The sequence below is a fragment of the Micromonospora sp. NPDC048894 genome, from assembly GCF_040649765.1.
Classification (GTDB): Bacteria; Actinomycetota; Actinomycetes; order Mycobacteriales; family Micromonosporaceae; genus Micromonospora; species Micromonospora antibiotica.
In genome coordinates this window covers 193,496-211,541 of record NZ_JBEZFY010000008.1, presented here as the reverse complement: position 1 = coordinate 211,541, position 18,046 = coordinate 193,496, and the positions used below count along the sequence as shown (strand labels likewise).

Below are 18,046 nucleotides of genomic sequence, written 5' to 3'. Positions count from 1 at the left end.
CGGCCCCGGGCACGGCCGCAGGCGTGGGCACCGGGCCGGGCGGGCCGGGCGGGTCAGGAGCGGCGGGCGGATTCCACCACGAACGGGACACCCTGCTGGCAGGTGCTCATCAGGTCGGGCTGGGCCCGGCCGGTGACGCTGACCCGGGCCCCCACGACGAGCACGTCCTTGGGGCCGCCGACGAGTTGGTGCCCGTCGAGCAGCAGGCAGCCCGGCTCGACCCCCGACTCGACCGTGCCGGTCAGCTCGGTCGCGCCCGGACCGGGCGGCACCTTCGGCCCGCCACCGGGCAACTTGGGCCCGCCGGGTGGCACCGACGCGCCGGGTGGCACCGGGCCTGCGGGTGACGTGGACGGGGCCACCGAGGCCGGCGACGGGGTGGCCGGGTCCGTCGGGGAGCTGGTCGGCACGGCCGGGGGGCCGGTGACGTCGGCATCGTCCCCGCCACAGCCGGTGAGCGCCACACCGGCGGCCAGCAGCACGACCAACGCCATCCGAGGAGTTCTCATACCCACTGGGACGCACCCCTTCCGCGTTCCGTTCCGTGGGACCGGCATCGATCCCCGGGGAAACCCGTCGGTCCCGGCCACGGGCCCCGACGACCCCGGGCACGAAAGGCCCGACAGCCCAGCGGGCGGCGGTCACCCAGCCCAACGCGGCGGACCGTCAGCGCAGCGCAGCGGCGGACCGTCAGCGCAGCGCAGCGGCGGACCGTCAGCGCAGCGCAGCGGCGGACCGTCAGCCCAGGACGCGGCGGACCGTCAGCCGCGGGCGGCGGCGGCCTTCATGTCGCGCTTGAGTTCCTGGGGCAGTGAGAAGGTCAGCCGCTCGTTGGCGGTGACCACCTCGTCGACGTCGGTGAAGCCCCGCTCGGCCAGGTGGGCCAGCACCTCCTGGACCAGCTCGTCGGGCACGCTCGCACCGGAGGTCAGCCCGACGGTGGCGGCACCAGTCAGCCAGGCGTCGTCGATCTCGTGGGCGAAGTCGACCAGGTGCCCCGCGCGGGCCCCGGCGTCCAGGGCCACCTCGACCAGGCGTACCGAGTTGGAGGAGTTGCGCGAGCCGACCACGATCACCACGTCGCAGTCGGGGGCGATCTCCTTGACCACGTGCTGCCGGTTGGAGGTGGCGTAGCAGATGTCGTCGCTGGGCGGCGACTGGAGCAGCGGCAGCCGGGTCTTGAGCCGGGCCACCGTCTCCAGCGTCTCGTCGACCGACAGGGTGGTCTGGGAGAGCCAGACGACCTTGCTCGGGTCCCGCACGGTGATCGTGTCGGCGTCGTCGGGGCCGTCGACCAGCTGGATGTGGGCGGGAGCCTCCCCGGCGGTGCCGATGACCTCTTCGTGCCCCTCGTGGCCGATCAGCAGGATGTCGTAGTCCTCGGCGGCGAACCGCTTGGCCTCCTGGTGCACCTTGGTCACCAGCGGGCAGGTCGCGTCGATCGCCTTGAGCGACCGGGCCTTGGCCTGCTCGTAGACCTCGGGGGCGACGCCGTGCGCGGAGAAGATGACGGTGGCGCCCTCGGGCACCTCCTCGTTCTCCTCCACGAAGATCGCGCCCTGGGCCTCCAGGGTCTGCACCACGTGCTTGTTGTGCACGATCTGCTTGCGGACGTAGATCGGGGCACCGTAGAGCTTCAGCGCCTCCTCGACGGTCTGCACCGCCCGGTCCACCCCCGCGCAGTAGCCGCGGGGCTTGGCCAGGAGCACGCGCTTGCCGGTCTTGGGGGTCGCCTCAGCCTCGGTCACCCGCCCATCGTACGTGCCGGCATCCCCACCGGCAGGAGCTGCGACCCGTACCACAGCGGGGGTACGCCGTCCCGTCCCGTGGCGTGCTCACGCGGCAGCTCCCGGGACCCGGCCGGGACGCGTGGCGCGGGCGGTCGGGGCTGCCCCGGGTCGTCGGAGGCGGACCGTAGGGTGGGCGGGTGACCGATGCCCCCCGCAGCACCCCCGAGGAACCCTGGCCGGTCCGGGTGGTCAGCCAGAAGGTCGGCGCCTGGATCGCCAAGCTCGGCTGGGTCTGGGTCGACGGGCAGGTGGCGCAGATCAGCCGCCGGCCGGGGGCGGGCACGGTCTTCCTCACCCTGCGCGACCCGTCGGCCGACCTCAGCCTCACCGTCACCACCAACCGGGACGTCCTGGACGCCGGCGCACCGGAGCTGCGCGAGGGCGCCCGGGTGGTGCTGCACGCCAAGCCGGAGTTCTATGCCGCCCGGGGCACGTTGAGCCTGCGCGCCGACGAGATCCGCCAGGTGGGGCTCGGTGAGCTGCTGGCCCGGCTGGAGAAGCTCAAGAAGCTGCTCGCCGCCGAGGGGTTGTTCGACCGGGCCCGCAAGCGCCGGCCGCCGTTCCTGCCACAGCGGATCGGCCTGGTCACCGGCCGGGCGTCGGCCGCCGAGCGGGACGTGTTGACCAACGCCCGGCGACGCTGGCCGGCGGTGGAGTTCCGCACCGTCAACGTGGCGGTGCAGGGGCCGGGTGCGGTGTCGCAGATCGTCGACGCGTTGCGGGTCCTCGACGCCGACGAGACCATCGACGTGATCATCCTGGCCCGGGGCGGCGGCGGCATCGAGGATCTGCTGCCCTTCTCCGACGAGGCGCTGTGCCGGGCGGTCTTCGCCTGCCGTACCCCGGTGGTCAGCGCGATCGGCCACGAGACGGACGCCCCGCTTGTCGACTACGTCGCCGACGTGCGCGCCTCCACCCCGACGGACGCCGCCAAGCGGGTCGTCCCCGACCTGGCCGACGAGGTACGCCTGATCGGCCAGGCCCGGTCCCGGCTGGAGCGGGCGGTCCGCAACCTGGTCGACCGGGAGTCGCACCGGCTGACCCTGCTGCGCTCCCGGCCGGTGCTGGCCCGCCCGCAGGTGATGGTCGAGCAGCGCGCGGCCGAGGTGTCGGCGTTGCGGGACCGGGCGGGGCGCAACCTGCACCACCGGCTCGACGCGGCCACCGGCGACCTGCGGCACACCCTGGCCCGGTTGCGGGCGCTCTCCCCCGCCGCCACCCTCGACCGGGGTTACGCCATCGTGCAACGGGCCGACGGGCACGTGGTCCGGGCGGCCGGCGAGGTGGCCACGGGCGATCCGCTGCGGGTACGCCTCGCCGAGGGCGAACTGACCACGACCGTCGAGGAGACGAGGACGAGATGAGCGACCGGAAAGCCGACGAGCAGCTCAGCTACGAGCAGGCCCGGGCCGAACTGGCCCAGGTGGTGGAGCGGCTGGAGGCGGGTGGCACCTCGTTGGAGGAGTCGCTGGCGTTGTGGGAGCGCGGCGAGCGGCTGGCCGCCGCCTGCCAACGCTCCCTCGACGGCGCGCGGGCCCGGATCGACGCCGCCCGGTCGGCCACCGACGCCTGATCCGGCGTCAGCCGACCAGGCGGATGCGGACCCGACGGTTCTGCTTGCCCTTGCTCTCCACCTTGACCACCTGGAGCCGCCCGACCTGCCCGATGGACGCCACGTGGGTGCCGCCGTCGGCCTGCACGTCGAGCCCTTCGATGTCGACGATGCGGACCTCCTGCTCGTCCGGGGGGATGAGGTTGGTCTGGGTGCGCACGATGTCGGGGATGGCCAACGCCTCGTCTCGGGGCAGCACCCGCACGGAGATCCGCCGGTCGGTGGCCAACTCCTTGTTGACCGCCTCCTCCAGCAGCCCCTTGAAGCCCTCGGGGGGCTGCGGCAGGTTGAAGTCCATCCGGGCCTCGCCCGGCTCCATGTTGCCGCCGGTCACCAGCGCGCCGAAGTCGCGGAACACCACCCCGCAGAGCACGTGCAGCCCCGAGTGGGTACGCATCAGCGTGAACCGGCGTTCGTCCTCGATCGCGCCCTGGACCTCGGCGTCGACCGGCGGCGTCGGGTCGCCCTCGGCGGGGATCAGGTAGAGGTCGTCACCCTTGTGGGTGCCGACGATCCGGGTCTGCACCCCCTGCCACAGCAGGACGCCGTGGTCCGGTGGCTGTCCGCCGCCGCCGGGGTAGAAAGCGGACCGGTCCAGCACGATGCCGCGCTCGGGGTCGACGTGCACGACCCGGCAGGTCCACTCGCGCAGGGACGGGTCGGCGAGGTCGAGACGTTCGGTGCGTCCGTGGTGGGAGATGCCCATGGGGGCGCAGCGTACTACCGATCGTCGCGCATCGTGAGCCTAGCCACGCCCGGCCTCGGCCCAGTAGCCGGCCAGCCGTTTGACCACCTCGACCAGCTCCCCCTCGTCGAGGGTGAAGGGAAGCCGGACATGGTCCAGGTAGGAGCGCGCCCCCACGGCGAAGTGCGCACCCAGCATCAACTGCATGCCGTGGTGCTGGGCGACGTGGTTGAGCTGTTGCAGCGGTCGGGGGGTGGCGCACCAGACGCTGAGCCCGCCGTGCGGTGACTCGTACCGCCACTGCGGCAGGTGCTCGGCGAGCGCGGCGAGCAGGGTGTCGCGACGGAGGAGGAGGTCCCGTTGCCGTTCGAGCCGGATCTGCGGCAGGTCGTCGAGGAGTTCGACGGCGAGCAACTGGGTGGGCAGCGGGCAGCCCAGGTCGTACATGGCCCGCAGGTGCACGATCCGTTGCAGCTCCCGGCGGGGCCCGACCAGCCAGCCGATCCGCAGCCCCGGCCAGCAGACCTTGCTGAGGCTGCCCACCGTGTAGATCTGCGCGCCGGGGGCGTACGCGGCGATCGGGGGCGGCGGGAGGGGGCCGTCGATCCGGGTGTCGGCGAGGGTGAGGTCCTCCACCAGCGGGACCCCGTACCGGCGGGCGATGGCGGCGACCGCTGCGCGGCGCTGCTCGGTCATCGTCCACCCGGTCGGGTTGTGGTATGTCGGGATGACATAGATGAAGGAGGGTTCGTACCGGCGGACGGCTGCCTCGACCGCCTGCGGGTCGGCCCCCTCCCGCTCGATCGGCACCACGACCAGCCGTAGTCCGGCGGTACGCAGCGACGCCAGCACGGTCGGGCAGGTCAGCTCCTCCACCAGCACGGTGTCGCCCCGGCGGGTCAACACCCCGGCCAGCAGGGACAGCGCCTGGGTCGCGCCGTTGGTGACGATCACCTCCTCGGCGGCGGTGACCCGGCCGTCGGCGGTCAGCTTGCCGGCGATCCGGTCCCGCAGCGCGGGGTAGCCGGCCGGTTCGTACACCCGGCCGGGCAGTGCCGCGGCGGCCAGGGCGGGCAGCCGGGACATCGCCGTCATCAGCCATGGGCCGGGCGGTGGCGCCGGGACCGTCAGGTCGACGGTACGCACCCGGTCGCGGACGACGTCGGCGATGAAACCGCTCGCCGCGGCACCGTAGTCGGCGGGCGGCAGGACGGCGGGTTGGGCGTGCGCGACCCGGGTGCCGCTGCCCTGGAGGCTGACCAGCCAACCCTCGTCCTTCAACAGGCTGTACGCCTGGGCGATGGTCGTCCGGCTGACGGACAGCACCACGGCGAGCCGGCGTTCCGGGGGCAGCTCGCTGCCCGGGGGCAGCGAGCCGAGGCGGATCAGCAGCCGCAGCTGCTCGGCCAGCCCCCGGTAGAGCCGGGTCTGGTCCTGCTTCCACGCACCGAGCTGAGCCGCCAACTCTTCCGCGTTCATGCTCTCCCCCCAATGGACTGAGGATTGGCTATTTCCCTCAGCCACTGACTTGAGCAATATTCCATCGTCACGTTAGCGGGGGGCTGTGACTACCACCTGGTAACGCCCCGTGCCCGCTCGGCGGCCATTGCCAGCTTCCCGGGTCGTGACACCGCAGCGAGTGTCACCTCACTCGAGCCGCCAAAGGAGACGGTTCACAGCAGAACGGGGAGCAGGAGCCGCATGGAGTCGTCGTTGCACGAAACCGCAGGCTCGACCGGCACCGGGCAGCGCGTGCCCGGCCCCCGTACCGGCTCCACACCGCCCCCGGGGCCGGACGACAGGCCGTCACCGGTGACCTCCCGGGCGGCAGACGTCGCCCAGGAGTCGACCGACGCCCTGGAGCCGCTGCTGCGGCAGGAGATCGTGCGCATCACCGAGGCCGAGGCGTCCTCGTCGGTGACCCAGGTGCTGCTGTCCCCGCAACGACTGCGCACCATCTGCGCGCACGCCATGGAGGACCTGCTCGCGCTGGCCCGCCGGGACCCGGCCGCCGGCAGTTCGTGGCGGTACGTCTGGGACAGCTACATCGCCTACCGGGCCACCCTCGCCTACCGGGTGGCGCACGCCATCCACCAGGCCGAGGACACCCCGCTGGGTCAGGACGTCCGGCTCGCCGTGGCCCGTCGGGTCTCCGAGGTCGCCAAGGTCCGCACCGGCGTGGAGATCCACCCCGCCGCCCGCATCGGACGACGGCTGATCATCGACCACGGGCTCGGCACGGTGATCGGCGAGACCACGGTGATCGGCGACGACGCGTACATCCTCCAGGGTGTGGTGCTCGGTGCCCGGGGCATCGCCGACAACCCCAACGGCAGGCGGCACCCCCGGCTCGGGGACCGGGTCGAGGTGGGGGCGTTCGCCCGCATCCTCGGTGCGGTGACGGTCGGCGACGACGTGCTGATCGGGCCCGGGATCATCGTCACCACCGACGTGCCGAGCCACCGCCGGGTCCGGCTGCTCAACCAGTACCAGGGCACCTCCGGCGAGTGCAACGTCCGGGTCTTCGGCGTCGTACCGGTCTGCGAGGGCGTGGTCGAGGTGCACGGCACCGGTCTCGCCGCGATCGAGGTCGACCTGGTGACCAGCACCGGCCAGCACCGCCCGGTGGTGGTCCTCGAACGCGACGACCGGCGGGTCCGGTGCGCGGTGAACCGTCCCGGCACCGACGAGCGGCTCCGGATCATCGACACCTGCGGGAACGAGACGGTCCTCTACAACCTCCAGCAACTCTGGCGAGCGCTCGACGAGTTCGGCTTCGCGTGACCAGGAGATGACATGACGAACGACACCGGCCGGCGTGCCGGCCGCTGGCAGCTCGGGCTGCTCTATCTGCTGGTGTGCCTGATCTGGGGCACCACCTGGTACGGCATGAAGATGAGTGTGGAGACCCTGCCCCCGATCACCGCGGCCGGGCTGCGCTTCCTGGTGGCCTTCCCGTTCCTGCTCGCCGTCTGTCTCGCCACACCCGGGGTGTCGTTGCTGCCGCCGCCGGGGCGACGCTGGGTGGTGCCGTTCATCGCGGTGGTCTACGTCGCCGTCCCGTACGCCCTGATCAACTACGGTGAGCAGCACATCAGCTCCGGCCTGGCCGCGTTGATCTTCTCGTCGGTCGTGGTCTTCCTGCTGCTGTTCTCCGTGCTGATCTCACGGATCTCGGTGAGCTGGATGCAGTGGGCCGGCGTGGTGGTCGGCCTCGGCTGCCTGGTCGGCATCGTCCAGCTGACCGCCGGGATCAGCGCCCGGGGCGTCCTCGCGCCGGCCGCCGTGCTCCTGGCCGCGGTTATGCACGCCCTGACGTACGCGGTGATGGCCCGCTACGGCGGCACGGTGCACGTGCTCACCCAGGAGACCCTCCCGATCGGGCTCGGCGCGCTGGGCTTGGTGGTCCTCGGCGTGACCGTCGAGCAGCCCGACCTCGGCGCGGTCTCCGGCCGGTCCCTCACCGGCGTGCTCTATCTCGGGCTGGTCGGTTCGGTGATCGGCTTCGCCGCCTACTTCTACCTGCTCCAGCACGTCGACGCGGTGCTGGTGTCGTACGTCTTCGTGCTCTTCCCGGTGGTGGCGCTGTTCGGCTCGGCGGTGCTGGAGAACTCGGCGCTGCCGGCCCTGGCGGTGGTCCTGGCGGTGGTCATGCTCGCCGCGTTCGGTCTGACCAAGAAGGCGACCGGGGGCGGGTCGGCGGCGACGCCCGCACCGGTGCCCGTGGACGACGGGGCGACGCTCGACGAGTCCACCCTCGACGCGGTCTACGAGCACGCGCGGACCGCCTACCCCGGGGAGGCGTGCGGGTTCGTGCACGCCAGTGGACGGGTGCACGAGGCGCGCAACATGGCCGACGAGATGCACCGGCAGGACCCGGTCCGGTTCCCCCGCACCGCCACCACCGGTTACGTGCTGGCCCCCGCCGACCTGATCTATCTGGAGGACAACCTCGACGGGGACGACCCGGTGGTGGTGCTCTACCACTCGCATCCCAACGGCCGGGCCTACTTCAGTGACGAGGACCGGCGCAACGCGCTTGTCGACGGGGCGCCGCTCTATCCCACGCTTACGCAGTTGGTGGTCGGCATCGACGACACCGGCGTCCGGGAGGCGCGGTTGTTCCGGTGTGTCGAAGGCGACTACACCGAGCTGCGCTTCCTGCCCGGCCCGGACCGGCGTACGGCGGAGGTGGGCTGAGATGGGCATTCGTGACTCGATCCTGGACACGGTGGGCGGCACCCCGCTGGTGCGGCTCAGCCGGCTCACCGCCGACCTGCCCGGGGAGATCCTGCTCAAGCTGGAGCTGAACAACCCGGGCGGCAGCCACAAGATGCGCATCGCGTTGAACATGATCCGGGCGGCGGAGCGGGACGGCCTGCTCAAGCCGGGCTCCGGGCAGACCATCCTGGAGCCCACCGGGGGCAACACCGGGATGGGGATCGCGATCGCCGCCGCGGTCCTCGGCTACCGGGTGGTGCTGGTCATTCCGGACAACTACAGCGAGTCGAAGCGTCGCCTGCTGGCCAGTTTCGGGGTGGACGTCCGGCTCTCGGACAGCACCCGGGGCAACAACTCGCACGGCGAGCTGGCCACCGAGATCCAGTTCGAGCACCCCGAGTACGTGATGCTCAACCAGGCGGCCAATCCGGCCAACCCGGAGATCCACCGGTTGACCACCGTCCGCGAGATCATCGCCGACCTGGACGGCACCCGGGTGGACACCTACGTGGCCGGCATCGGCACCGGCGGTCACCTGACCGGCATCGGTGAGGTGCTCCGGCAGCACCAGGGCGGGCTGCGCATCCTCGGCGTGCAGCCGGAGGGCTGCGACATGTTCGCCGACGTGTTCGTCCCGCACCGCATCCAGGGGCTGTCCATCGGCATGATCCCGCCGGTGCTCAACACCGAGATCATCGACGAGATGGTCACGGTGAGCGAGGCGGACGCCATCGACGGGATGCGTCGGCTGATGGAGTGCGAGGGCATCGGCGCGGGGCCGTCGACCGGGGCGAACATCGCCGCGTGCCGCCGGCTGCTGGCCGCCTCGGACGAGCCGCTGACCCTGCTGACGGTGGCCTACGACCGGGTCAACGACTACCTGGAACTGCTCTGAACCGGGGCTGACCGCACCACCGGGTGCTGAGGCGGACACGCCGACGGCGGGGTGGCCCCGGGGCCACCCCGCCGTCGGTACACACGCTCAGCTGAACAGGTTGTACAGCTCCTGCGGTGCCTCGACCACCTGGTCGGCGGCGGGCTTCTGGGCGGCGGTGGCGTTGCCGTAGTCGGAGTAGGTGATCTTGATGTCCTGCGCGGCGACCTGGCCGGCGGCCGGGATCTGCACCACCAGCTCGCTGAGCCGGCCCTGCGGGTCCAGCTTCGCGGTGAACGGCACCGACTGCGCCTGGGCGCCCAACGCGGTGATCACCGTCTGGTCGACGGAACCGGCCTCGGCGGCCTTCGACACGTCCAGGGTGCCGGCGTAGGCGCCCTCGCCGGTCTGCCGGACCTCGGTGATGCCCTGGGTCAGCACGGCGCTGCCGGCCGGGTCGACCTTCTCGAAGTCGAAGCCGAGCGACTTGTTGCCCTTGATCCGGGTCTGGTCGAGGTGCTGGTACTTGCCGAGGCTGAGCTTCTGCGCGCCGGGGATGCTGCTGGCGGACTTGCCGCCCAGGTCCAGCTTCACCCAGCTGTCCGGCTTGGCGTGGATCAGGTCCAGGTTCATCATCAGGTCCGAGGACGCGTCACCGATGCTCAGCTTCATCTGGGCGCTCTGGCTGGGCTGGTGCACCTGCCCCTCGGCGGTGGAGCCCACCCCGGTCATGGTGAACCGGAAATTGCCGTTGCGGATCTCGTTGGTGGAGTTCAGCAGGGCCTGCTTGGCCTCGGAGGTGCCCGGCGAGGCGCTGCCCGAGGCGGCGCCGCCGGAGACCGTCGGGGATGCGGAGGCCCCCGCCTCGCCGCTCCCGGCGTTGTTGCAGGCGGCCAGGCCGGGGGTGAGCAGCGCTGCGGCGAAGACCGCCGCGCTGAAACGTCGAATGGTCACGTCAGGCTCTCCAGTCGGGTCGTCCGACCCCCGGCGGGCGTCGGGGGCGTGGCGTCGCGGGCGTGACGCTTCCCGCGTGGCGCGCGATCCCCGCCCGGTCGCGCCGGACCCCGGGGGTCGCGTCCCTTCTGTTCCCGCGCGTCGCCTTCCGCAATCCACCCGCCCGCAACTGCCGCGGACTTCCTGACCGACGCCGCTTGGCCCGACCACGATCAGCACCGCGTCGACCGTCCGCAGGACCGCGCCGACCGTCCGCAGCACCGCGCCGACCAGGGTCACGCGGCCGGTCAGCGTAGTGCGCCGGCCAGTTCGCGCAGCTCGTTGTCCCGGGCGTCGCCGACCACGATCACCGTACGGCCCGGTTCGAGCAGCACCAGGGCCTGCTCGTTGCCCCGCCCGGTGTACCGCTGCCAGTTCGCCCCGCCCAGGTCGGCCGGCCCCTGCGGCTGCCCCTCGGCGGTCAGCTCGGCGGGCAGCAACCGCTCCGGCGGCACGTTGCTCTGCACCAGTTGGGCGCCCCGCCCCTCCGGGGTGAGATAGCCCACCCGCAGGTTCGCCCCGTCGTCCACGGTGCGGAAGCTCGCGCTGACCGTACGCCAGCCGGAGCCCAGCCCGGACGGCTCGGTGACGGGGAAGACGTTCGCGGCGCGGGCCTGCTCGTAGGCGGGGGCGGCGTCGACGGTGGTGGGCTGCTCGCCACCGAGGAAGCCCCGGTAGAAGGCGAGTAGCAGGGCGATCGGCACCAGCAGCACCAGCAGCGACAACGCCATGTCCTTCGGCGAGCGCTCGGAGCGGGACTTCTCCGCCCGGCCGGAGCGGACCGGCACCGGCTCGCCCGCCCGGTCGTCCGCCGCCGCGACCAGCGCCGGTTCGGCGGCGGGGGCGGGCCCGGCGGGGGCGGCACCGGTCACCGGCCCGTCACCCGGGGGCAGCGGCGGCTGGCCGTCCGGCGGGGTCGGATCGGCGGGTACGCGGTCGGCAGGCTGTGCGGGCTCCACCGGCCCATTCTGGCAGCCGCCCGGTGGGGCGATCCCGCCCACCATCGCCCCGCCCCGCCGCCGGACCTGGCATCGTGTGAGGATCAGCGACAAAGCTGGCAGTGGCGAGCGCAGCCCCTGCCGGTCCACCCCGCACCGTCGCGAGGAGGAAAGCCGCCATGACGAACACCAGGACGCGGGTCCCACAGGATCTCGACCGCAACCTCGCCCTCGACCTGGTCCGGGTCACCGAGGCCGCGGCGATGGCCGCCGGTCGGTGGGTCGGCCGGGGCGACAAGGAGGGCGGCGACGGGGCAGCCGTCGACGCGATGCGTAAGCTGATCAACTCGATCCAGATGCGCGGCGTCGTGGTGATCGGCGAGGGCGAGAAGGACAACGCCCCGATGCTGTTCAACGGCGAGCAGGTGGGTGACGGCACCGGCCCCGAGGTGGACGTGGCGGTGGACCCGGTCGACGGCACCACGCTGATGAGCAAGGGCATGCCCAACGCGCTCGCGGTGCTGGCCGTCTCGGAGCGGGGGGCGATGTTCGACCCGAGCGCCGTGTTCTACATGGAGAAGCTGGCCGTCGGCCCGGAGTACGCCGACGTGGTCGACATCGAGGCCGGGCCGGCGGAGAACATCCGACGGATCGCCAAGGTCAAGGGCACCGACGTCGCCGAGGTCACCGTCTGCGTGCTGGACCGTCCCCGGCACGCGGACCTGGTGGACGAGATCCGGCGGACCGGGGCGGGCATCCGGTTCATCTCCGACGGCGACATCGCCGGGTCGATCGCCGCCGCCCGGGGCGAGTCGGGCGTCGACGTGCTGATGGGCGTCGGCGGCACCCCGGAGGGGATCATCTCCGCGTGCGCGCTCAAGTGCATGGGTGGGGCGATGCAGGCCAAGCTCTGGCCGCAGGACGCACAGGAGCGGGAGAAAGCGCTCGCCGCCGGGCACGACCTGGACCGGGTGCTGGGCACCGACGACCTGGTCACCGGGGACAACTGCTTCTTCGTGGCGACCGGGGTCACCTCCGGTGACCTGCTGCGCGGGGTGCGGTACCAGGCCGGTGGGGCGTACACCCAGTCGATCGTGATGCGGTCCAAGAGCGGCACGATCCGGGTGATCGACTCGTACCACCGGTTGGAGAAGCTGGCCCTCTACTCGGCGGTGGACTTCGACGGCAGGCCCCTGGCAGAGCAGGAGTGACCGCGACCGGCACGGCGGTTCCCGCCGTCCTGCCCACCTCCCGCCGGATCGCCGGGATCGGGCTGGCGACCGCCGCCGGGGTCGGGGTGGCCGTCCAGTCCCGGATCAACGGCGAGCTGGGCGTACGCCTGGCCGACGGGATCGCCGCGGCGGTGGTCTCCTTCGGTCTCGGCCTGGTGGTGCTGCTGGTGCTGGTCCCCGCGCTGCCCGGTGGGCGACGCGGGCTGGCCGACCTGCGTGCCGCGCTGCGCTCCGGCACGTTGCGCCCCTGGCAGATGCTGGGCGGGGTGTGCGGGGCGTTCCTGGTCGCCACCCAGGGCCTCACCATCGGCGTGCTCGGCGTGGCGGTCTTCACGGTGGCGGTGGTCGCCGGGCAGTCGGCCAGCAGCCTGGCCGTGGACCGGGCGGGTATCGGGCCGGGTGGGCGTCAGCCGGTGACCGTGGCCCGGTTGGCCGGCGCGGTGCTGACCGTGCTGGCCGTCCTGCTGGCGGTCGGTGACCGGCTGGGTAACCCGGGCACCCTGGCGCTGGCTCTGCTGCCCCTGCTGGCCGGGTTGGGCCTGGCCTGGCAGCAGGCGGTCAACGGCCTGGTCCGCGCGGCCGCGGGCAGCGCGCTGACCGCCACCGGAGTCAACTTCGCCGTCGGTACGGCGGCCCTGCTGGTCGCCTTCGGCGTGGACGTGGCCATCCGGGGTGGCCCCGCCGGCCGGTTGCCGACCGAGCCGTGGCTCTATCTGGGTGGCCCGATCGGCATCGTCTTCATCGCGGTCGCGGCGGCACTCGTCCGGTTCACCGGGGTGCTGCTGCTGGGGCTCGCCACCATCGCCGGTCAGGTCGTCGGGGCCGTCGTCCTGGACGTGGTGCTCCCGACGGCGGCGTCGCACCCGGGCCCGGCCACCCTGGCGGGCGCGGCACTCACCCTGGTCGCGGTGCTGGTCGCGGCGCTCGGCCCGGTGCACCGTCGCTGACCTGCGCACCGGACCTGCCGTCGGGCGGGCCGTCGGCCGGTCGAGCGTCCGCGCGGCCCGACCGTCGGGCGGCGGTCAGTGCGCCCCGCCCGCCGGGGTGGGCGTCCGGATGGTGGCGGCGAGGATCCGGACGGTGTCGGCCAGCGCCTCGTCCAGCGGGGTCGGCGTGATGCCCAGGGTTTCGGTGGCCCGGGTCGAGTCCAGCACGAAGGGCCGGGCGAACTGGTGTGCGGTCTCCCGCAGCTCGCGGGCGAACGGGTCGTTCAGGCCACCGAGCCAGAGCAACGGGTAGGGCATCCGGACCAGCCTCGGCGCCGGGGCGCCGGCCAGTTGCGCCACCCGTCCGGCCAGCTCGCGGGCGCTGACGGCCGGGTTGCTCGGCACGTGCCAGGCCCGTCCCCAGGCCCGCTCGTCGGTGGCGGCGGCGACCAGGGTGCGCACCACGTCCCCGACGTACGTCCAGCTGTGCGGGGCGTCCCAGTTCACCGGCAGGAAGACCCGTTGCCCGGCGAGCACCTTCGGCAGCACCAACGGCAGCAGGGAGTTGCCTTCGGCACCGAGGTAGTCCGAGCCGCGCACCTCGGTGATCCGGGCCCGGCCGGCGTGGTGGGCGGCGAGCGCCTCGGTCCACATCCGGTTGCGGACCTGCCCCTTGGTGCCGGTGGCGGCGAGCGGGGTGTCCTCGGTCATCGGCGCGTCGACCGGGCCGTAGCCGTAGAGGCAGCCGACGGTGGCGAGCACCGCGCCGGTGCGCTCGGCGGTGGTGAGCAGTGCGCCGGCCAGCGGCGGCCAGTCGGTGGCCCACCGGTGGTAGGCGGGGTTGGCGCAGTTGTAGAGCGCGACCGCCCCGCCGGTGAGGGCGGTCAGCCGGTCGGTGTCGGCGGCGTCGGCGGCGATCCGCTCGATGGCCGGGTCGACGGGGCCGGTGCCCCGTCGGGTGACGAGCCGGACCTGCTCGCCCCGCTCGGCGAGGTGGCGGGCGGTGGCGGTGCCGACCGGACCGGCACCGACGATCACGTGCAGTGACATGGGAGAACCCTTCAGAGCGGGAGGCTGGATAGAGAGCAGTGCTCTCGTTGAACCGTGTTCAGCATGTCCGACCGACCGCTCCCCGTCAAGAGCAGTGCTCTCTATTTTGATTGCCGCTCTGGACCGTGGCAGAGTGGAGCCATGCCGGCTTCCTCGATCCGCGCCCGGGTCCGCGCCGAGATGATCGACGAGATCAAGGCGACCGCCCGCCGCCACCTCGCCACCGACGGTGCCGACCTCTCCCTACGGGCGGTCGCCCGGGACATGGGCATGGTCTCGTCCGCGATCTACCGCTACTTCCCCAGCCGCGACGACCTGCTCACCGCGCTGATCATCGAGGCGTACCACGCACTCGGCGAAGCAGTGGAGTCCGCCGACGCCGCCGTCGACCGGGCCGACCTGCGCGGACGCTGGCACGCCGCGTGCCGGGCCGCCCGCGCCTGGGCGCTGGCGCACCCCGCCGAGTACGCCCTGCTCTACGGCAGCCCGGTCCCCGGGTACGCCGCCCCGGTCGACACCGTGCTCCCCGCCCAGCGCCCGCCACGGACCCTGATCGGCATCCTCCGCGACGGGGTGGCCGACGGCCGGCTCGCCCCACCCGACGACGACCTGCCCGAACCGGTCCGCTCCGACCTCGCCGAGATCGCCACCGGCCTCTTCCCCGGCCTGCCCGAGGCCCTGCTGGCCCGGGGCATGGCCGGCTGGACCCAGCTCTTCGGGCTGATCAGCTTCGACCTCTTCGGCCGCCTCGGCCCGGCCCTGCCCCACCGGGACGCCTACTTCGACCACCAGACCGCCCTGATGGCCGACCTCGTCGGCCTGCCCTGACCCGGGGCGGGCGAGGGCCGACCGCCACCGCGCCGGACCGCCCGGCACCGGCCTCCCGCAGCGCACCGAACGGCGCAGGTCTCACCTGCAGACCGGCCGGCACCGGCTCGGCCCGGCCGTGGCCGCCGGGTCAGCCGGCGTCGGAGGAGTGGCCGGGGAAGAGATGCGCCGCCGGGTCGATGGCCACGGCGGCGTTGTTGACGGCGGTGGCGGCCTCACCGAAACCGGTGGCGATCAGCCGCACCTTGCCCGGGTACTCGGTGATGTCCCCGGCGGCGAAGACCCGGGGCAGGTTGGTCGCCATCGCGCTGTCCACCACGATGTGCCGCCGGTCCAGCCGCAGCCCCCACTCGGCCAGCGGCCCCAGGTCGGCGGTGAAACCGAGCGCCGCGACCACCGTGTCGACCGGCAGGGTCTCCGCCGCGCCACCCCGTACGGTGATCTCGGCGGCGGTCACCGTGTCGTCGCCGTACAGCCGGGTCACCTCGGCGTTGACGACGACCCGCACCGGCAGGGACAGCACCCGGGCCACCGTGCCGGCGTGCGCCCGGAACCGTTCCCGGCGGTGCACCAGGGTCACCGAACGGGCCAACGGTTGCAGGGTCGCCGCCCAGTCGAACGCGGAGTCACCGCCGCCCACGATCAGCACGTCCCGGTCGGCGAGCGCGGCCGGCTCCGGTACGAAGTAGACGATCCCGCCACCGAGGAAGCTGTCCGCCACCGGCAGCGGACGCGGGGTGAAGCTGCCCAACCCCCCGGTGACCACCACCGCACCGCAGCGCAGCTGCTCGCCGCCGGCCAGGCCCAGCACCGGTCGGCCGTCGAGGTGGGCGAGCTTCTCGGCCCGGGTGCCCAACAGGTATTCCGGGTGGTAGGGCGCGGCCTGAGCGACCAGGTTGGCCACCAGCTCCCGGCCCTTGACGGCGGGGAAACCGGCGACGTCGAGGATCAGTTTCTCCGGGTACATGGCGGTGATCTGCCCGCCCGGCTCGGGCAGCGCGTCGACCACCGCCACCGACAGGCCCCGGAAACCCGCGTAGTACGCGGCGAACAGCCCCGTCGGACCGGCTCCGATCACGGCGACATCGACCTCGCGCATGGGCGTACCGTCGCTTTCCGCTGGCGGGCACACACAGTTGGATCAACGCGTGCTGCTGCCGACGGTAGGCCCGCCACCCCGTCCGGGCAAGCATCTCCCGGCCGTACCGCGTGCCGGGCGGGTCGCGCCCCGCTCAGGACCTCAGCGTGGACTCGACCCGGTACTCCCCGTACGGGTCGTACGGGCGGCGACGCCGGAACAGGATCGCCGCGACCACCCCGCCGAGCAGCCCGAACAGGTGCCCCTGCCAGGAGATCCGCTCGTCGGTGGGCAGGATGCCGAGCAGCTGCCAGCCGTAGAGCAGGCCGACCAGCAGCACCACCCCGAAGTTCCACCAGCTCCGCTCGACGACGCCCCGGGTGAACAGCAGGCCCAGGTAGCCGAAGATCACCCCGCTCGCGCCGACGACCACCGAGTTGGGCGAGCCGGTGAACCAGACGCCGAGGCCGCTGACCAGGATGATGACCAGGGTGGACCAGAGGAACCGGCGGCTACCGGCGGCCAGCACGAAGGTGCCGAGCAGGATCAGCGGGATGCTGTTGCTGTAGAGGTGGTCGAAGCCGTGGTGCAGGAACGGCGAGAAGAACACCCCGTCGAGCCCCTGGATGCGCTGCGGGATGATCCCGGCGGCCACGTCGAGCCCGAAGCCGAGCCCCTGGTCGAGGGCCTCGATGAGGAAGAGGAACGGCACCACCGCGCACATGGCGACGAAGGCCCGGCCGAGCGACGCGTAGAACGCCTCGGTGCCGAACCGGTCGGGGTCGCCGCCCGTCGGGTGCAGGGTCACCCCACCATGGCTATCAGCATTCTTCGCCGACCGCCACCCGGGTCCCGCGCCACCGGGGGTACGACGACGGCGGGGCGGGTGGTCGCCCACCCGCCCCGCCGTCGTACCCGTCGATCAGTACCAGCCGGAACTCTGGCTCTTGGCCCAGGCCCCGCAGGGGCTGTCGTACCGGCCCTCGATGTAGCCGAGGCCCCACTTGATCTGGGTGACCGGATTGGTCCGCCAGTCGCTGGCGACCGAGCTCATCTTGTTGCCGGGCACGGCCTGCGGGATGCCGTACGCGCCGGACGAGGAGTTGCTGGCCTTGGGGTTCCAGCCGCTCTCCTTGTTCCAGAGCTTGTCCAGGCAGGGCATCTGGTCGATCTTGAAGCCCGCCTGGAGGAGCATCGCGCAACCGGTCTTGCGGTGCCCGCTGTAGGAACTGCACGAGGCCGGGACCGGGCCGGCGAAGGGCTTGATCTTCCCGTCCTCCGACTTGGCCTTGGCCTCGGCCTCATCACGTTCCTTCTTGCGCGACGCCGCCGCGGCCTCGGCGGCCTTGGCCCGCTGGGCGGCCTCCTTGGCCGCTGCGGCGGCCCGCTGCCGCGCCTGGTACTCGGCGGACCGCTGCTTGGCGGACTCCCGCCGGTGGTCGGCCTGCCGGTCACGCTGGTAGTCGTACTCGGCCTGGTCGACCTGGAGGCCGACCTGTGCGGTCAGGCCCTGTTGCTGGGTTTCCCGGTCTTCGCCCAGGTAGAAACCGCCGGCAACGCCCACGGAGAGCAGTGCGACAGCGGCCGTACGGGCACCGAACCGGCTCCACAGCCGACTCACGAAGTATCCCTTCGTCGGGGGCAATGGCGCGGCGCGGACCAGCCCGTGCCGGGCGTGGTCGCACCACGAGCGCCCCGACCTCAGCCGGTCGCCGCCGACGTACCGGCGGGCGGTGGCGGCTCGTCCACGGATGGGACGAACGTTCACCAATGACCCCCACCGGGACGTGGGCGCTCGTGGGACACCATCGCGCACAGT

The 18,046-nt window shown here is 72.8% G+C and carries 18 protein-coding genes; 8 read left to right on the top strand and 10 right to left on the bottom strand.

What is annotated here, in order from left to right:
- Positions 1-53 precede the first annotated feature (53 nt).
- Both AB0C22_RS19625 and AB0C22_RS19620 read right to left on the bottom strand, forming a co-directional pair.
- On the bottom strand, positions 54-509 hold the full coding sequence (locus AB0C22_RS19625; RefSeq protein ID WP_357536250.1) for a hypothetical protein: 456 nt from the start codon (positions 507-509) through the stop codon (positions 54-56).
- A 252-nt stretch (positions 510-761) separates the two neighbouring features.
- Positions 762-1,748 carry a 4-hydroxy-3-methylbut-2-enyl diphosphate reductase gene (locus AB0C22_RS19620; RefSeq protein WP_219467161.1) on the bottom strand — a complete coding sequence of 329 codons (987 nt, stop codon included), beginning with the start codon at positions 1,746-1,748 and terminating at the stop codon, positions 762-764.
- A gap of 179 nt (positions 1,749-1,927) precedes the next feature.
- On the opposite strand from AB0C22_RS19620, the gene xseA reads away from it, so the two are divergent.
- Positions 1,928-3,154 (top strand): exodeoxyribonuclease VII large subunit, encoded by a 1,227-nt coding sequence (gene xseA / locus AB0C22_RS19615; RefSeq protein WP_219467152.1) that lies wholly within the window; start codon positions 1,928-1,930, stop codon positions 3,152-3,154.
- Positions 3,151-3,363, top strand: a complete 213-nt coding sequence (locus AB0C22_RS19610) for an exodeoxyribonuclease VII small subunit (RefSeq protein WP_219467138.1) — start codon at positions 3,151-3,153, stop codon at positions 3,361-3,363. The genes xseA and AB0C22_RS19610 overlap by 4 nt, the downstream gene beginning before the upstream one ends.
- A 7-nt stretch (positions 3,364-3,370) precedes the next feature.
- Here the strand turns inward: AB0C22_RS19610 and AB0C22_RS19605 are convergent, their stop codons facing one another.
- The gene (locus AB0C22_RS19605; RefSeq protein WP_219467136.1) at positions 3,371-4,108 is read right to left on the bottom strand and encodes an alanyl-tRNA editing protein; all 738 of its coding nucleotides are present in this window, start codon (positions 4,106-4,108) and stop codon (positions 3,371-3,373) included.
- A gap of 39 nt (positions 4,109-4,147) precedes the next feature.
- The gene (locus AB0C22_RS19600) at positions 4,148-5,566 is read right to left on the bottom strand and encodes a PLP-dependent aminotransferase family protein (RefSeq protein WP_219467133.1); all 1,419 of its coding nucleotides are present in this window, start codon (positions 5,564-5,566) and stop codon (positions 4,148-4,150) included.
- A 222-nt stretch (positions 5,567-5,788) separates the two neighbouring features.
- On the opposite strand from AB0C22_RS19600, the gene AB0C22_RS19595 reads away from it, so the two are divergent.
- The 3 genes from AB0C22_RS19595 to AB0C22_RS19585 are packed head-to-tail and all read left to right on the top strand — an operon-like array spanning position 5,789 to position 9,203.
- Complete coding sequence (locus AB0C22_RS19595) at positions 5,789-6,871, top strand: serine O-acetyltransferase (protein ID WP_357536247.1); 1,083 nt, start codon at positions 5,789-5,791, stop codon at positions 6,869-6,871.
- 12 nt (positions 6,872-6,883) lie between these two features.
- A complete protein-coding gene (locus AB0C22_RS19590) occupies positions 6,884-8,287 on the top strand; it encodes an EamA family transporter (RefSeq protein ID WP_219467128.1) in 1,404 nt (467 codons plus the stop codon).
- Position 8,288: 1 nt separating this feature from the next.
- The gene (locus tag AB0C22_RS19585) at positions 8,289-9,203 is read left to right on the top strand and encodes a PLP-dependent cysteine synthase family protein (RefSeq protein ID WP_219467126.1); all 915 of its coding nucleotides are present in this window, start codon (positions 8,289-8,291) and stop codon (positions 9,201-9,203) included.
- 87 nt (positions 9,204-9,290) lie between these two features.
- On the opposite strand, the gene AB0C22_RS19580 is transcribed toward AB0C22_RS19585, so the two are convergent.
- A complete protein-coding gene (locus AB0C22_RS19580) occupies positions 9,291-10,136 on the bottom strand; it encodes a hypothetical protein (RefSeq protein ID WP_219467125.1) in 846 nt (281 codons plus the stop codon).
- A gap of 287 nt (positions 10,137-10,423) precedes the next feature.
- Positions 10,424-11,134 (bottom strand): DUF4245 domain-containing protein, encoded by a 711-nt coding sequence (locus AB0C22_RS19575; protein ID WP_219467123.1) that lies wholly within the window; start codon positions 11,132-11,134, stop codon positions 10,424-10,426.
- Between the two features lie 158 nt (positions 11,135-11,292).
- Between AB0C22_RS19575 and glpX the strand changes: the two genes are divergently transcribed.
- Both glpX and AB0C22_RS19565 read left to right on the top strand, forming a co-directional pair.
- Positions 11,293-12,324 carry a class II fructose-bisphosphatase gene (gene glpX, locus AB0C22_RS19570; RefSeq protein ID WP_208568569.1) on the top strand — a complete coding sequence of 344 codons (1,032 nt, stop codon included), beginning with the start codon at positions 11,293-11,295 and terminating at the stop codon, positions 12,322-12,324.
- Positions 12,321-13,292, top strand: coding sequence for a DMT family transporter (locus AB0C22_RS19565; RefSeq protein WP_219467119.1), 972 nt, complete (start codon positions 12,321-12,323; stop codon positions 13,290-13,292). The genes glpX and AB0C22_RS19565 overlap by 4 nt, the downstream gene beginning before the upstream one ends.
- Positions 13,293-13,367: 75 nt before the next feature.
- On the opposite strand, the gene AB0C22_RS19560 is transcribed toward AB0C22_RS19565, so the two are convergent.
- The gene (locus AB0C22_RS19560; RefSeq protein WP_357536243.1) at positions 13,368-14,321 is read right to left on the bottom strand and encodes an NAD-dependent epimerase/dehydratase family protein; all 954 of its coding nucleotides are present in this window, start codon (positions 14,319-14,321) and stop codon (positions 13,368-13,370) included.
- A gap of 141 nt (positions 14,322-14,462) precedes the next feature.
- On the opposite strand from AB0C22_RS19560, the gene AB0C22_RS19555 reads away from it, so the two are divergent.
- Positions 14,463-15,149 (top strand): TetR/AcrR family transcriptional regulator, encoded by a 687-nt coding sequence (locus AB0C22_RS19555; protein ID WP_219467115.1) that lies wholly within the window; start codon positions 14,463-14,465, stop codon positions 15,147-15,149.
- A gap of 130 nt (positions 15,150-15,279) precedes the next feature.
- Here AB0C22_RS19555 and AB0C22_RS19550 read toward each other — a convergent pair whose 3' ends face one another.
- From AB0C22_RS19550 to AB0C22_RS19540, 3 genes are all read right to left on the bottom strand, one after another.
- Positions 15,280-16,248: an NAD(P)/FAD-dependent oxidoreductase gene (locus AB0C22_RS19550; RefSeq protein WP_208568573.1), complete on the bottom strand. Its 969-nt coding sequence runs from the start codon at positions 16,246-16,248 to the stop codon at positions 15,280-15,282.
- Between the two features lie 133 nt (positions 16,249-16,381).
- The gene (locus AB0C22_RS19545) at positions 16,382-17,035 is read right to left on the bottom strand and encodes a rhomboid family intramembrane serine protease (RefSeq protein WP_208568574.1); all 654 of its coding nucleotides are present in this window, start codon (positions 17,033-17,035) and stop codon (positions 16,382-16,384) included.
- 114 nt (positions 17,036-17,149) lie between these two features.
- Positions 17,150-17,848, bottom strand: coding sequence for a transglycosylase SLT domain-containing protein (locus AB0C22_RS19540; RefSeq protein ID WP_208568575.1), 699 nt, complete (start codon positions 17,846-17,848; stop codon positions 17,150-17,152).
- Positions 17,849-18,046: the final 198 nt, after the last annotated feature.

What these genes read in the sequence shown, in the direction of transcription:
- AB0C22_RS19600 (WP_219467133.1), bottom strand. Translation starts at nt 5,566, where the DNA reads ATGAACGCGGAAGAGTTGGCGGCTCAGCTCGGTGCGTGGAAGCAGGAC.
- AB0C22_RS19610 (WP_219467138.1), top strand. Translation starts at nt 3,151, where the DNA reads ATGAGCGACCGGAAAGCCGACGAGCAGCTCAGCTACGAGCAGGCCCGG.
- AB0C22_RS19625 (WP_357536250.1), bottom strand. Translation starts at nt 509, where the DNA reads ATGAGAACTCCTCGGATGGCGTTGGTCGTGCTGCTGGCCGCCGGTGTG.
- AB0C22_RS19585 (WP_219467126.1), top strand. Translation starts at nt 8,289, where the DNA reads ATGGGCATTCGTGACTCGATCCTGGACACGGTGGGCGGCACCCCGCTG.
- AB0C22_RS19595 (WP_357536247.1), top strand. Translation starts at nt 5,789, where the DNA reads ATGGAGTCGTCGTTGCACGAAACCGCAGGCTCGACCGGCACCGGGCAG.
- AB0C22_RS19550 (WP_208568573.1), bottom strand. Translation starts at nt 16,248, where the DNA reads ATGCGCGAGGTCGATGTCGCCGTGATCGGAGCCGGTCCGACGGGGCTG.
- AB0C22_RS19590 (WP_219467128.1), top strand. Translation starts at nt 6,884, where the DNA reads ATGACGAACGACACCGGCCGGCGTGCCGGCCGCTGGCAGCTCGGGCTG.
- glpX (WP_208568569.1), top strand. Translation starts at nt 11,293, where the DNA reads ATGACGAACACCAGGACGCGGGTCCCACAGGATCTCGACCGCAACCTC.
- AB0C22_RS19605 (WP_219467136.1), bottom strand. Translation starts at nt 4,108, where the DNA reads ATGGGCATCTCCCACCACGGACGCACCGAACGTCTCGACCTCGCCGAC.
- AB0C22_RS19555 (WP_219467115.1), top strand. Translation starts at nt 14,463, where the DNA reads ATGCCGGCTTCCTCGATCCGCGCCCGGGTCCGCGCCGAGATGATCGAC.
- AB0C22_RS19560 (WP_357536243.1), bottom strand. Translation starts at nt 14,321, where the DNA reads ATGTCACTGCACGTGATCGTCGGTGCCGGTCCGGTCGGCACCGCCACC.